Origin of the sequence: Duganella aceris (assembly GCF_011090165.1) — a bacterium.
Taxonomy (GTDB): domain Bacteria; phylum Pseudomonadota; class Gammaproteobacteria; order Burkholderiales; family Burkholderiaceae_D; genus Rugamonas; species Rugamonas aceris.
In genome coordinates this window covers 328,040-342,809 of record NZ_JAADJT010000007.1, presented here as the reverse complement: position 1 = coordinate 342,809, position 14,770 = coordinate 328,040, and the positions used below count along the sequence as shown (strand labels likewise).

The 14,770-nt window shown below is 64.9% G+C and carries 9 protein-coding genes; 1 reads left to right on the top strand and 8 read right to left on the bottom strand.

Translation table 11 applies throughout. The features are described from left to right. Window positions 1-113 precede the first annotated feature (113 nt). From GW587_RS17325 to GW587_RS17290, 8 genes are all read right to left on the bottom strand, one after another. Window positions 114-2,654 carry a pseudouridine synthase gene (locus GW587_RS17325; protein WP_207393528.1) on the bottom strand — a complete coding sequence of 847 codons (2,541 nt, stop codon included), beginning with the start codon at window positions 2,652-2,654 and terminating at the stop codon, window positions 114-116. After that, window positions 2,641-3,420 carry an SMC-Scp complex subunit ScpB gene (gene scpB, locus GW587_RS17320; protein WP_166105508.1) on the bottom strand — a complete coding sequence of 260 codons (780 nt, stop codon included), beginning with the start codon at window positions 3,418-3,420 and terminating at the stop codon, window positions 2,641-2,643. Before scpB ends, GW587_RS17325 begins: the two co-directional genes overlap by 14 nt. A gap of 287 nt (window positions 3,421-3,707) precedes the next feature. Further along, window positions 3,708-4,733 (bottom strand): glucokinase, encoded by a 1,026-nt coding sequence (locus tag GW587_RS17315; protein ID WP_166105506.1) that lies wholly within the window; start codon window positions 4,731-4,733, stop codon window positions 3,708-3,710. 217 nt (window positions 4,734-4,950) lie between these two features. Next, window positions 4,951-5,910: a VTT domain-containing protein gene (locus GW587_RS17310; RefSeq protein ID WP_166105504.1), complete on the bottom strand. Its 960-nt coding sequence runs from the start codon at window positions 5,908-5,910 to the stop codon at window positions 4,951-4,953. A 76-nt stretch (window positions 5,911-5,986) separates the two neighbouring features. Beyond that, window positions 5,987-7,708 (bottom strand): ABC transporter ATP-binding protein, encoded by a 1,722-nt coding sequence (locus tag GW587_RS17305; protein WP_166105502.1) that lies wholly within the window; start codon window positions 7,706-7,708, stop codon window positions 5,987-5,989. Beyond that, the gene (locus GW587_RS17300; protein ID WP_166105500.1) at window positions 7,708-8,781 is read right to left on the bottom strand and encodes an ABC transporter permease; all 1,074 of its coding nucleotides are present in this window, start codon (window positions 8,779-8,781) and stop codon (window positions 7,708-7,710) included. Before GW587_RS17300 ends, GW587_RS17305 begins: the two co-directional genes overlap by 1 nt. Further along, the gene (locus GW587_RS17295; protein ID WP_166105498.1) at window positions 8,778-9,716 is read right to left on the bottom strand and encodes an ABC transporter permease; all 939 of its coding nucleotides are present in this window, start codon (window positions 9,714-9,716) and stop codon (window positions 8,778-8,780) included. The genes GW587_RS17300 and GW587_RS17295 overlap by 4 nt, the downstream gene beginning before the upstream one ends. Continuing rightward, a complete protein-coding gene (locus tag GW587_RS17290; protein WP_371875607.1) occupies window positions 9,717-11,507 on the bottom strand; it encodes an ABC transporter substrate-binding protein in 1,791 nt (596 codons plus the stop codon). Between the two features lie 445 nt (window positions 11,508-11,952). Between GW587_RS17290 and GW587_RS17285 the strand changes: the two genes are divergently transcribed. Next, window positions 11,953-14,748, top strand: a complete 2,796-nt coding sequence (locus GW587_RS17285; protein ID WP_229259496.1) for a TonB-dependent receptor — start codon at window positions 11,953-11,955, stop codon at window positions 14,746-14,748. Window positions 14,749-14,770 lie beyond the last annotated feature (22 nt).

Below are 14,770 nucleotides of genomic sequence, written 5' to 3'. Positions count from 1 at the left end.
TCTGAAGAACTTTTACTAGGCTGGTTATTATAACCTTATATGAACTTTGCTGCAATCGACATACCACGAAAAGCAGCGTAACAACAGTTTAAATGAGGCTACAAGAGGTCTTTTCAACCTTTCCGGCGCCGCGGCATGCCGTGGTCGATGGCGCCGCCGCGCGGCGGCTGGTTGCGGCGCGGCGCGCTGCTGTTGCCGAAGCCGAAAGTCGTCTGCAGCGGATCCGGCTGGCGCGGACCACGGCTTGGACCCTTGGCCTGCTGGCCACCGCCCTGTCCCTGGCCGCCTGCTCCGCCCTGGCCGCCGCCCTGCGGACGACCCTGGCCTTGCGGACGACCGCCCTGCCCTTGCGGACGCGCCGGACCTTCACCCAGCGGACGACCGCCGGCATAGCCGCCGATGCCGGTCGGGCGACCGCCTGGACGGCCGGAGCCCTGGGCGCCGCCTGGACGGCCCTTGCCGCCGGCGCCGGCGCCTGGACGCCCCTGGCCGCCGCCTTGGCCGCCCATGCCGCCTTGGCCGCCGTTACCGCCCGGGCGGCCCTGGCCGCCGCCGAAACCACCCCGGCCGCCGTTGCCGCGTGGCGACTTGGCGAATGGCATGGCGTTGTCGTTGCTGACATCGGCGCGGTTGAAGTTCGGTTCGTCGCTGTCGTCGTCATCGTCGTCGAAATCGCGGTCATCGAGGCGCTCGTTGCCACGTTCGACCTGCGGACCGCCGCGCTGCGGACGCTTTTCCGGACCCTTGTTCTGGGCCGGCTTGGCGCCTTGCGCGGCAGGCTTGGCGCCGCGTGCCGGCGCCGGCGCGTCGGCGCCGCCTTTTTTCTCGACGCCGTAGGCGGCCAGCAGGTCGCGCACGGTGTTTTCTTCCATCTCTTCCCAGCGGCCGCGTTTCAGGCTGCTTGGCAGGGTCATGGCGCCGTAGCGGGTACGGATCAGGCGCGACACGGTCAGGCCGATCGCTTCGAACATGCGGCGCACTTCGCGGTTACGGCCTTCGCCGATGATCACGCGGTACCATTTGTTGATGCCTTCGCCGCCGCCGTCGGCGATCTTGGAGAACTGCGCCAGGCCGTCTTCCAGCTCGACGCCGGCCAGCAGTTTCTGGCGCATGCCTTCTTCCAGCACGCCCAGCGTGCGCACCGCGTATTCGCGGTCGATGCTGTAGCGCGGGTGCATCAGGCGGTTGGCCAGGTCACCGGAGGTGGTGAACAGCAGCAAGCCTTCGGTGTTGAAGTCGAGGCGGCCGATGGCCAGCCATTTGCCGGCTTTCATGGTCGGCAGGCGGTCGAACACCGATGGGCGGCCGTCCGGGTCGTCGTGGCTGACGATTTCGCCGGCCGGCTTGTGGTACACCAGCACGCGCGGCGGCTTCTTGCTGACGCGACGCTGGATCAGCTTGCCATTGATGCGGACCGCGTCGGTCGGCAGGATGCGCTGGCCGATGTGGGCCGGCTCGCCGTTGACCGAGACGCGGCCGGCAACGATCAGGTCTTCCATGTCGCGGCGCGAGCCGAGGCCGGCTTCGGCCAGGACTTTGTGCAGCTTCGGTGCGTCGTCGTCCGAGGTCAGGTCGCGGCGCACGGCTTTCGGCGCGTGACGGCCTTTGCCGCCGTCTTCGCTGTCGAAGGCGTCGGAGGTGACGAAGGAGAATGCGGCATCGGCGTCGTTCGGCTTGCCGCCGGCGTTCTGGCCGCCTTGGCCGCCCTGGCCGTTGCGTGGTTTGCCGTTTTTACCGTTCTTGCCGTTTTTGCCGTTGCGCTGGCCTTCAGGGCGTGGGCCGCGCTCGTGGCGTGGCTTGCCTTCGGTCGGCGCGGCGCCTTCGACTGCCGGCGCTGCTTCGCCTTCGGCGGCCACCACGGGTTCAGGACGCGGCTTCGAGGCTTCGCGGGCGGCGCGGATTTCGCGCATCTGGCGTGGGCCGCGCGGGGCGCGTGGGCCGGCGTCGGCTTGGGCGGCGCTCGGGGCGCCGTCCATCGCGTCGGTCGGCGATGCTTCGCCGGCGGAGGCTTCAGCCTTCAAGGCGGCGGCTTTGCGGGCGCGTGGCGGACGCGGGGCTGGCGCGGCCGGGGCGGCGCCATCGGCGGCTACGGCTGCGGCTGGCGCGGCCGACGGTGCGGCGGCGGTCGGCGCGGCGGCCGGCTTGGCCGAAGTTGCGGCGGCGGCTGGCGCGGCGGCTGGTGCCGATGGTGCTGCGTCGGCTGGCGTCGCGACGGCTGGCTTGGCCGATGCGGCCTTCGCTGGCGCGGCGGCGGTTGGTGCTGCGTCAGCTGGCGTGGCGACGGCAGGCTTGGCCGATGCGGCTTTCGCTGGCGCGGCGGCGGCTGGTGCGGCGGCGGCCGGCTTGTCGGCGGCGGCGCTCGCGTCAGCTGCTTTGGCGGCCGGTTTGGCGCGCGGCTTCTTCACTGCGGCGACGGCGTCGGCTGGGGCCGGGGCGCTGGCGGCTGCGGCTGGAGCGGCGGCCGTGGCGGCTGGCGCTGGCGACTCGCCGTCGGCTTCCGCCTTCGGCTTGCGCTTGGCCTTGACGGCCGGCGCGGCGGCTGCGGCAGCGGCGGTGTCGGCTTCGATCTGGGCTTTGGTGCGGCGTTTAGGCTTGGCGGCGACTTCGGCCGGCACTGCGTCGTTGACTGTCTCTGGGGAATTAGATTTGTTCATTGTTCGTTTCTTGGTTGTGCTCAGCGTCAACCGTTAAATCTGGCGCAGGGTCGTGAGTAGTAAGTGCTTCTTGGCCGGCTTCCGGGCTAGTCGCGGCTTGTGTTTCAGCCGCACGCAACTCGCTCTCCGTACCATCGTGTTGTTGCTCGGCGCTGTGCGCCGCTTTGTCAAAGTTTTCCTGCAGGGCCGCTTCCAGCGCTTCCATACCGCCACCCTGCATCTCGCTGATTTGCTGCAACGGCGGCAGCTGGGACAGCGAATTCAAACCCAGGTCATCCAAAAACTGCTTGGTGGTGCCCAGCAAAGCCGGGCGGCCGACGACATCGCGGTAACCGATGGCGTCCACCCAACCACGGTCCTCCAGCATTTTGATCGTCTGCGAATTGACGGCGACGCCGCGTATTTCTTCAATGTCGCCCCGCGTCACCGGCTGGCGGTAGGCGATGATCGCCAGCGTCTCCAGCGTGGCCCGCGAATACTTGGGCGGTTTTTCCGGATTCATCCGGTCGAGATACAACTTCATCTCGGGACGGCTCTGGAAGCGCCAACCGGTCGACAGGCTGATCACTTCCACGCCCTTGCCGCTCCAGTCCAGCCTTAACTCTTCCAGCAATTCCTTGATCGTGTCGGAACCCACTCCGGGGCCGCGCGGCCGGTCTTGATCGTCCACTTCGACAAACAGCTTTTTCAGGCTGTGGATCGACAAGGGCTCACGAGCGCATAGCAAGGCGGTTTCGAGGACTCTTTTAGCCTCAGCTGTATCCATAGCAATCTTGTGGTTGCATATTCATGCAAGAAAGAAATCAATCACATTCAGTGAGGCTGTGGCCGGCACCAAAGATGCCGCCTGCTGGAAATACTCGCTGAAGCTGTTTTTCCGACGCCAGGGCCGATGCACACCAGGCGGGAGAGAGAGACATGCCGGCAACGGCCAAAACCGTTGCTTTCTACGTGAAACGTGGGCAGGAAGCCAGACGTTTCATCCAACCAGCCGAATTGTACCTGATAAAACCGCAAAACGCGCGTTTCGAGTTCATCGAAATGTAACGAGGCTTACGCAGCGGCAAGCCGATCCGACAAGATTGCCGAAACACCAACAAATGCCGGGTATTCAGCGGTGATCACCCACACCGGCACGGCGGACAGGTATTGCTTGAAGCGGTTCTTGGCTTCGAAGCGCTCGCGGAAGCCGGAGCGGTCGAAACGCGCGCCCAGCTTCGGCACGATGCCGCCGCCGATGTAGATGCCGCCCTGCGCGCCCAGGGTCACGGCGATATTGCCGGCGATCGTGCCCAGCATGCAGCAGAAGGCTTCGATGGCGGCGTCGCACAGCGGGCACTCGCCCGACAGCGCGCGGCGCGAGATGTCGGACGGCGTCAGCTGCTCGGCCGGCACGCCGGTGTGGTCGGCCAGCGCGCGGTAGATCAGCTCGATGCCGGCGCCGGACATCAGGCGCTCGGCGGACACGTGGTCGAATTCTTTCCAGGCGAATTGCAGGATCGCGACTTCCAGGGCATTGGCCGGCGAGAAGGTGACGTGGCCGCCCTCGCTCTGCAGCGCGGTCCAGCCATCCTTGCCCGGGATCAGGCCGGAGACGCCGAGGCCGGTACCGGCGCCGATCAGGCCCAGCGGGGTGCCGTCGATGCCGACGCCGCCGCCGACCTGGTGCTTCTGGTTCGCCGACAGGTGCGGCAGCGAACTGGCCAGCGCGGTGAAGTCGTTGACCACGACCAACACGTCGAAGTTGACTTCGCGGCGCAGCGCCTCGATCGAGAATTCCCAGTGGTGGTTGGTCATGCGCACCATGTCGCCGGTGACAGGATTGGCGATCGCGATCGCGCCATTCCTGATCCCGGTGACGCCGGCCTGGGCGACGGTCGGCGAGGCCAGGTAAGCGACCAGGGCGGCGGCCAGGGTCGGATACGCGGCGCAAGCCAATACTTCGATCGCCTCAATCTTGCCCGGGGCGGTTTCCAGCGCGAAGCGCGCATTGGTTCCGCCGATATCCGCCAGCAGACGCGGGCCACCAGGGAATGCGGTGGTCAGGGAGGGAGGCGTTTGTAGGGACTGGGCTGTCATGATAGATCGAAAATAGTTGAAGTCTAAGCTTAAAGTATTTTCACCGCAGCAGGCAAGCGAAGTTTGTAGTTTTAGTACAGTTGAAGCAGGTTTGCTACACGAAACTGTATTGCGAAATATTTTCTACGTAGTATAGCTACCAGATGCTGATGTGGAAGCGCTTCCATGATTGACGCTTAAAAACCGCCCGGTCGGGGCGGCGAGCGGTGGCAGACGCTTACGCGGAGGCGTGGTTGTCGACCGGCACCGGCTGTTGGCGTTCGCCGAATTCGGCGTTCCATGCATCCAGCCCGCCGTGCAGCGGCTTGGCATAGTTGTAGCCATAGCCGATCAGTTGCTTGGCCACATGGGCGGCGGTGACGTCGTTGGGACAGCTGCAATACACGATGATGTGGCGTTTCTTGTCCAGTCCAGCCACCAGGTTCGGCATCGTCTCGCCGCCGTTGAACAGCAGCGCGCCGGGAATCGCCGGTTCCAGCAGCTGCGCGGTGGTGCTGCGCGCGTCGACCAGGACCGGATCCTTGCCCTGCTCCAGCAAGGCCTTCAAGTCGTCGATGGTGATGCGTTCGATTTCCACCGACTGGCGGAAGCGGCGCCGCTCGACATATTTGAACAGCACGAACATCAGCAGCAAGGTGCCCAGCACGATCAGCGCGGTGGTGCCCATGGTGCTGAGGATGTCCAGCACCTGGTCGACGCTGGAATGGAAGAACACGCCGATGCCGATGCCGGTGGCGCCCCACAGCAAGCCGCCCATGGTGCTGAAGGTGTAGAAGGTCACGGCGCGGGTACCGAGCGCGCCCGACAGCGGGGGTGCGATGGTGTTGAAGCCTGGAATGAACTTGGCGACGATCAGGGCCTTCGGACCCCAGCGGCGGAAATTGTCTTCGGTCTGGCTGACGCAGTAATCGGGCGACAGGGAAATCTTGCACAGCAGCTTGAGGATGCGCTTGCCGTAATGGCGGCCGGCACGGAACCAGAACGAGTCGCTGATGAAGCAAGCGCACATGGCGGCGGCCAGCACCATGAGCGCGCTGGTGTCGCCGTCGACCGACAGGGCGCCGGCGACGATGAGCAGCGGGAACGCAGGAATGGGCATGCCGATCTGTTCGATCAGCACGACCGCAAACACGATCAGCACGCCGTACTCTTGCAACAGAAGGATTAAGTTCGCCATAGGGATATCTTAACTTAAAAACGCCTTAACCGTGATGCAGGTTCGGCGCGAACGGCGCGCGCCTGGGTGGAAACGCTTAACCGTGACGCGGGATCGCCGCCAGCAGCGCGCGCGTGTAGGGGTGTTGCGGATCGCGGTACAGCTGGTCCGAGTCCGCCAGCTCCATCACCGCGCCCTGATGCATCACCATCACCTGATCGGCGATGTATTTCACCACCGACAGGTCGTGCGAGATGAAGATGTACGACAGCCCGAACTCATCCTGCAAATCCTGCAGCAGGTTCAGCACCTGCGCCTGCACCGACACGTCCAGCGCGGACACCGATTCGTCGCACACCAGGATCTCCGGCTTCATCGTCAGGCAACGCGCGATGGCGATGCGTTGCCGCTGGCCGCCCGAGAATTCGTGCGGGTAACGCTGAAAGGCAGATGCGGGCAATCCAACTTTTTCCAAGAGTAAATACGCTGCGGCGGTGCGCTCGCGGTCGTCGGCGCCGATGCGGTGGATGCGCATCGGCTCCAGCAGGATGTCGCCGACCGTGAAGCGCGGGTTCAGCGACGCATACGGATTCTGGAAAATGATCTGGATGCGCCGTTTGTACGACTGAAACTCGCGCGCGCTCATGCCGATCAGGTCGCGGCCCTCGAACATCGCGGTGCCGCCCGTGGCCTGGTGCAGCCGCAGCAGCGTCAGCCCGACCGTGGTCTTGCCGGAGCCGGACTCGCCCACCACGCCCAGCGTCTTGCCGCGCGCCAGCGTGAACGAGACGTCCTTGACCGCCTTGAACTCGCGCTTGCCGAACCAGCCCTCGCGCAGATGGAAACTCTTGCTGAGGTTCTTCACCACCAGCACCGGCTCGTCGTCCGGCGCGCTGCCGCGCTGGCGTTCCAGCGGATGCAGCAACCGCACGCCCTGCCCTTCGGCGATGTCGCCACCGGCGGGACGGTGCGCGTCCGGCGCGTCCAGGTAGTCGGCGATCACCGGCAGCCGCCACGGCCGCGCGTCCAACGTCGGGCGGCAATGCAGCAGCGCCCTGGTGTAGGCGTCGGCCGGCTGGCCGAACACTTGCTGCGCGGTGCCGGCCTCGCGCACCTCGCCGTGACGCATGACGATCACATGGTCGGCGATCTCGGCCACCAGTCCCAGGTCGTGGGTGATGAACAGCACCGCCATCGCGTGCCGCTTTTGCAGCCGCGCGATCAGCTCCATGATCTGCTTCTGGATCGTGACGTCGAGCGCGGTGGTCGGCTCGTCGGCGATCAGGAGCTTGGGCTCGCAGGCGATCGCCATCGCGATCATCACCCGCTGCTGCTGGCCGCCGGACATCTGGCTCGGGTAGGCGTCGATCTTGGTGGCGGGATCGGGAATGCCGACCTCCTCCAGCAACTCCAGCGTGCGGCGCCGCGCCTGGGCCGCACTCATGTGCATGTGCAGCCGCAGCACCTCGGCGATCTGCGCGCCGACCGTGAACACCGGGTTGAGCGACGACATCGGCTCCTGGAAGATCATCGCCACGTCCTTGCCGCACATGGCGCGCCGCTCGGCGGCCGACATGCCCAGGATCTCGCGGCCGTCGAAACGGATGCTGCTGGCCGGATCGATGACGGTGGTGTCCGGCGGCAGCAGGCCCATCACCGCCAGTGAGCTGACCGACTTGCCACTGCCGGATTCGCCGACCAGCGCCACCGTGGCGTTGCGCGGCACCACGAACGAGATGCCTTTAACGGCTTCGGCGGTGGTCTTGCGGTCGACGCGGAAGGCGATGCGCAGGTTGCTGACTTCGAGAAGATTGTTCATCACTTTACCTTCGGATCGAGTGCGTCGCGCAGCGCGTCGGTGAACAGCGAGAACGCCGTCACCAGCACCGCCATGGCGATGGCGGCGGCGGTCAGTTGCCACCAGCGGCCGAGGATCAATTCGTTCTGCGCCTCGTTGAGCATGCTGCCCCACGACACCACGCCGACCGGCACGCCGAAGCCGAGGAAGCTCAGGATCACCTCGGCCTTGATGAAGCCGACCACCAGGATCGACATCTGCACCAGCGCCACGTGGCTGACGTTGGGGAAGATGTGGCCGAACATGCGGCGCCAGTGCGAGGCGCCGATGGCGTCGGCGGCCAGCACATATTCGCGCGCCTTGTGCTTGATGTATTCGGCGCGGATCAGGCGGTACGGGCCGGTCCAGCCGGTCAGGCCGAGGATCAGTACGATGGTCACCACGCCCTTCTGTTGCAGCACGGCGGCCACGGCCAGGATCATCAGCACCGACGGGATCGCGGTGAAGATGCTGTAGAACCAGTTGAAGAAGTCGTCCACCACGCCGCCGCAGTAGCCGGACAGCGCGCCGAACAAGGTGCCCAGCCCGACCGCGACCAAGGCCGACACCAGCCCGACCACGATCGAGGTCTCGGCGCCCTTGATGGTTTTCTTGATGATGTCGTGACCCCATTTGTCGGCGCCGAACGGCAGCGTCGCGCGCTTGCCGGCGCCGGCCGCCGCGACGCCGGAGGCGCCCAGCTGCGCCAGGTCGTCCGCCAGCGGATCGGCCACGCCATACATGTCGATCGCCGGCGCGCGCAGCGCGCGGATGTCGTCGGCCAGCGGATCGAACAGGTTCTCCGGCAGCGCCTGCGCCGCAGCGGCGGGCATGACGGCAGACGCGGCGGAGCCGGCGGCAGCGCCGACGAAGCCTGGCGGCGCGTAGTTGACCCCGACCTCGTCCTCCCAATCGGCGACGATCAACCCGCTCGCCGACAACACCAGCATCGCCAGGAACGCCGCCACCACCGCCAGCGACAGCATCGCCACCCGGTCGGCGCGCAAACGCCGCCACGCCAGGCCCCACAGTCCCACCGAAGCGTGCGCCGTCATGTCAGCTGCACCCGTGGGTCGACCGCCTGGTACATCAGGTCGGTCAACAGATTGAACAACATGGTCGCGGCCGCCACGTACACGGTAATCGCTTTAATCACCGGGAAATCGCTGCGCTCCACCGCCAGGATCACTTCACGCCCGATACCCGGGATGCCGAAGAAACGCTCCAGCAGGAACGCGCCGATCAGCAGCGCCGGCAGGTTCGACATCACATAGGTGATGATCGGAATCGCCGCGTTGCGCAGCACGTGCACCCACATCACGCGCCGTTCGCTCAGGCCCTTGGCGCGCGCGGTGCGCACATAGTCCTGGCCCGCCTCGTCCAGCACGAAGCTGCGGAACAGGCGCAAGGTCGGCGCGATCGACACCGCCAGCCCGATCACGATCGGCAAGGTCGAGTAGCGCAGCAGGTTTTCCCAGAAGCTCTCGCCCCAGCCCTGCACCGGGAACCAGCCCAGCTTGTACGCCAGGCCGTACTGGAACACGATGATGTAGACCAGGATGCTGACCGACATGCCGACGGTGCAGGCGATCATCACCACCCGGTCGGTCAGCGAGCCGCGCACGAAGGCGACGGCCAGCGCCAGCGCGATGCCGATCACGGTCTCGAGCAAGGTCAGCGGAATCAGCACCGTCAGCGACGGCCCCAGCCGCGTGGCGATGATGTTGGACACCGGCTCGCCGGTGGCCCAGCTCAGGCCGAAGTCGAAGCTGGCGATCTGCTTGATGAAGATCCACAGCTGCACGTAGTACGGCTGGTCGACGCCCAACTGGTGGCGGATGTTGGCGATGCTCTCGGCGTTGGCCATCTTGCCGGCCAGGATGTAGGCGGGATCGCCGCCGACCCAATTAAACAGGAAAAACACCAGCAGCACCACGCCCAGCATGGTCGGCAGCATCTGCCACAAGCGCCGCACTATGTATGCAAACATTTATTTCGGATCCTTGCGTTCGATGTCCATGTACTTCCATTCCTGATGCAGGATGGGGTGCTTTTTATACCCGATCACGCCCGGCTGCGCCAGCATGTTGCGATAGCGCGAATACGCCGGCATCGCCGCGCCCAGCACTTCCAGCCGGCGCGCCATGCGGCGGTACAGCGCGTCGCGCTCCGGTCCCGGCGGCATGCGGTGGCTGGCCTCGAACCACTGGTCGAACTGCGCGTCCTTGAGGCAGCCGTTGTTGTTCTGGCCGACGTTGGCGCCGTAGAACAGCTGCATGAAATTGTCGCCGTCCGGATAATCCGCCAGCCATTGATAGCTGCGCGTCTGCACCTTGCACAGCGTCTCGGCCTTCTGGATATCGCTGAAGATCTTGCGCTGGTTGTCCATGCGGATGCCGAGCCGGTTGTAGGTCTTGCGCCACAGCTCGGCCATCAGCACGCCGGCCGCCTCGTTGCGCGAGGTGTAGGTGACGCTCAGCGGTTTGCCGTCCGGCAGCGTGCGCCAGCCGTCCGCGCCCTTCTTGTAGCCGTAGCGGTCCAGCAGCTTGTTGGCCAGCACCGGATCGTAGCGCAGCAAGGGCTGATAGCGCGGGTCGTGCCCGACCACGCCCGGCGGGATCGGGTAATTCAGCCGCTGCGCCTCGCCATTGAGCACCAGCCGGATTTCCTCGTCGACGTCGTGCGCCATGGCGATGGCGCGGCGCAGCGCGATCTTGTCCTTGCCGACGCCGCCGACCACCGGGTCCTGCATGTTCCAGTAATAGTAGCTGAGCTCCGGGTCGACGATGCGCGACAGCTGCACGCCGCGCGCCGCCAGCTCCGGCCGCAGCTTGCCGTCCAACAGCGCCTTCGGCGCCAGCGGGCCGTCCAGCCAGAACAGGTCGGCTTCGCCGCTGGTGAAGGACAGCCAGCGCGACTGATCCTCCAGCTGCACGCTGATCTCGACGCGGCCGATCTGCGGGATCTTCTTGCCCTTCATCTGGCGCACGATGCGCTCGTCGTCGGCGTCGCCGCCCGGCTGGAAGTTCCACACCTCGGCGCGATGGCCGGTGTTTTCATCCAGCACGATGCGGCTGCCACGGATCCACTGCCCCAGCTTGTAAGCGCCGGTGCCGACCGGATGCCCGGCCACTTCACCCTTGCTGTCGCCATACTTCTCCACCACCTCGCGCGCCACCGCCGACAACGGCTCATAGGCGAGGATCATGCCGAGGTTGAAATCGGTGTGCGTCAGGTGGATGCGCAGCGTATAGCGGTCGACCTGCTCCAGCCCCGCCACCGCCTGGTCGTAGTCGAAGCGGCCGCTCCGCCTGGCCTGCTCGGCCAGCGCGTCCAGGCCGACCACCTTGCCCTCCAACAGCCAGCTGTTCGGCGACGCCAGTTTCGGATCGAACAGCCGCTTCCATGAATACATGTAGTCGGCCACGGTCAGTTCGCGCGGCTTGCCGCCGAAGGCCGGGTCGGGGGTGAAGTAGGTGCCGGGCTTCAGCCGGATCAGGTAGCTCTTGCCGTCGGCCGACACTTCCGGCAGCGCGGCCGCCGTCGATGGCGCCAGCTTGACCGGCCGCGCCAGGTAATCGTAGGTGTACAGCGTCTCGAAGATGGCCTCGATGATGTGGCCGGTGTAGAGGTCGCGCCCGAGCGCCGGATCGAAACTGGCCTCGGCGGCCGGCAGGATGTAGCGCAGCGTCTTGACCGCCTCGGCCGCCGGCGCGGTCGCCGGCCAGCACGCGGCGGCCGTGGCGACGGTCATCGCGGCGATCCATGTAGAGTCCTGCATAGCACATCCTCACACAGCAAAATGGCTTAACAATAGCGCACTTTTTGCCTCGCAGGAATGTCAATTTATGTCGCCCGAAGTGGCGCCGTTGTCGCTGTCCAGCACTTTTTATGCTGCAACGCAGCATGCGATTTATGAATCCACATGAAGAAACCCCGCCGCGCACCGCATACGGTCGATGCCGCGAACAAACTTAAATTCTGAATAATTCATGCAGTGCAGCATTTAATTGCTAAAGGCAATGTAAATTTTACACATTTCGTTGTTTTTACGCGTCATAAATTTCGAATTTGTTTGACAGGCAACTTGCTAAGGTGTTTATATGCGGCCCTTCCGAAAATACTTTATTTGTGGATATTTCGGAAAGATATGGACTGACCCAGCGGTTTCCCCCATTCCCGCGCGGCCAGCCTGGAGTTTGTGTTTTTCTTTGGAGTTTTTGTTCATGATGATGGAAACGGTTTTATCCCGCTCCGTGCGCCTGATGTTCTCGGGCAGCGTAGCAGCAGTCAGCATCCTGGCCACGCCAGCCTTCGCACAAGACGCCGCCACTTCGGGCGCCGCCATCCAGCGCGTGGAAATCACGGGTTCGAGCATCAAACGCGCGTCCGCCGAGACCGCCTCGCCGGTGCAAATGATCACCCGCGACGAACTGATGAAGTCCGGCAAGACCACCGTCGCCGAATTCCTGCAAACCCTGACCGTTGACGGCGCCGGCTCCCTGCCGACCGGCTTCGGCAGCGGTTTCGCCGCCGGCTCGACCGCGATCTCGCTGCGCGGCCTGGGCGCCACCTCGACCCTGGTGCTGCTGAACGGCCGCCGCATGGCGCCGTTCGCGCGCGCCGACGACGGCCAGAAGAGCTTCACCGACCTGTCGACCATCCCGATGCAGATCGTCGAACGCATCGAAGTGCTGAAGGACGGCGCTTCGTCGACCTACGGCGCCGACGCCATCGCCGGCGTGGTCAACATCATCCTGCGCAAGGACTTCGAAGGCGTCACCGTCAAGGCCGACACCGGCACCTCGCGCTACAGCGACATGAACCAGAACAACCTGGCCGTCACCGTCGGCAAGGGCAACCTGGACGACGACAAGTACAACGTCGTGTTCAACATCGAATACAAGCAGTCCGACTCGCTGGCCGCGTCCGACCGCAAGGACCGCAACTGGATCGGCCACGGCGACATCCGTCCTTGGGGCTACCTGCAGAACACCCAGTACATGGGCGGCTTCATCACCCCTGGCGCCTCGTCGCCGACGCCGACCGGCGCGCTGCGCGATCCGAAGACCGGCAACTACACCTCGCTGGGCGGTTGCCAGCAGTTCTCGCAGACCGTCAAGCAGGACGCCGCCGGCGGCTGCCTGTGGTCGCAGGACCAGTTCCGCGACATCCAGCCGCAAGTGGAATCGCTGAACCTGTACACCCGCGGCACGCTGCAGGTGAACTCCGACCTGCAGATCTACACCGAACTGGGCTACTCGAAGCGCAACAGCTCGTTCATGCTGGCGCCGGTGTCGGCCACGCCGAACGTGGTGTTCCCTGCCAGCGCCGCCAACCCGGCCGGCGTGACGCTGTACTCGAACGACCTGCTGATGGCCGGTTCGCACCCGCAAAACATCTACGGCGTCGACACCCGCGTGCGCTACTCGATGTTCGACCTGGGCCCGAGCAACCACATCGCCAACAACGACTTCACCCGCGTGGTGCTGGGCGCCAAGGGCAGCAACCTGGGCTGGGACTGGGATGCCGGTTTCACCCACTCGCGCTCCAAGCTGTACCTGGAGTGGACCAACCAGCTGAACATGAACGTGCTGAAGTCGGCGCTGGGCGATCCGAAGAGCAAGTACTTCCCGTACTACATCGGCGCGCAAGCATCGAAGAACCCGCAATCGCTGTACGACGCGCTGCGCTTGAACGCGATCTCCAACTCGAGCACCGAGCTGAACATCGTCGACGTCAAGGCCACGCGTGAACTGTTCGCGCTGCCGGGCGGTAACCTGGGCCTGGCGATCGGCGCCGAACACCGCCGCGAGAAGCTGGACAACCCATCGCTGACCGGTTCCGAAGACGGTTCGTCGAACATCTCCTACGTGGCCGCCAAGGGCGACACCAACGTCTCGGCGATCTACGCCGAGGTGCTGGCGCCGGTGCTGAAGACGGTTGAGTTGTCGGGCGCGCTGCGTTACGACCACTACTCCAACTTCAACTCGACCACGCCGAAACTGGGCGCGAAATGGACCCCGGTGAAGAGCTTCGCGCTGCGCGGCACCTACACCGAAGGCTTCCGTGCGCCAGGCGTGGCGGAATCGAATCCGGCCAGCCAGTCGACCGGCAATTCGTCGGTGGTCGATCCTGTCCGTTGCCCTGGCGGCAAGCCGGCGGCCGGCGGCGCGACCTCGCTCGATTGCAACATCACCATCGGCGCGGTCAAGCTGGGCAACCCTAACCTGCAACCGGAAAAGTCGAAAGGCTACACCCTGGGCCTGGTCTGGGATCCGCTGAACGACACCAACCTGTCGCTGGACGCGTGGAAAATCAAGCGTAGCAACGAAATCAACCCGCTGTCGTATGTTGAAGCGGCGGCCCTGCCGACCGCGATCCGCGCCGACAACAACCTGGTGGTCAACGGCGTCGTGATTCCTGGCACCGGCACCCTGCTGCTGTCGAAGGCGCCGTACCAGAACTCCAGCTACACCGAAGTCAAGGGTGTGGACCTGGACGTCAAACAGCGCCTGCGTCTGGGCGCCTACGGCAAGGCCACCATCAACCTGGTCTGGTCGCACACCGCTTCGTGGGAACGCGCCGACAAGAGCCAGACCTTCCAGTTCGCCGGCACCCACGGCAACTGCGATACGTCCGACTGCGCCGGCACGCCGAAAGACAAGATCAATCTGATCACGTCGTGGGACAAGGGCGACTGGAACGTTTCGGCCAACGTCAACTATCGTTCGGACCTGAAAAACATCCGCTACGAAGGCGCCAAATGCGCCGTGACCTTCGCCGACGGCAGCAATGCGCCGAACGGTGCTTGCCGTCTGCCATCGTTCACCACGCTGGACATGTCGACCCGCTACACCTGGAGCAAATCGCTGCAGCTGTTCGCGTCGATGAACAACGTGCTGGACAAGGTCGCGCCGCTGGACGCGCTGACCTACGGCGGCATGAGCTTCAACCCGATGGACGCTTCCGGCGCCACCGGTCGCTACGTCAAGGTAGGCCTGCAGTACAAGTTCGACTAATCACTGTTAGTTGAATGGCACC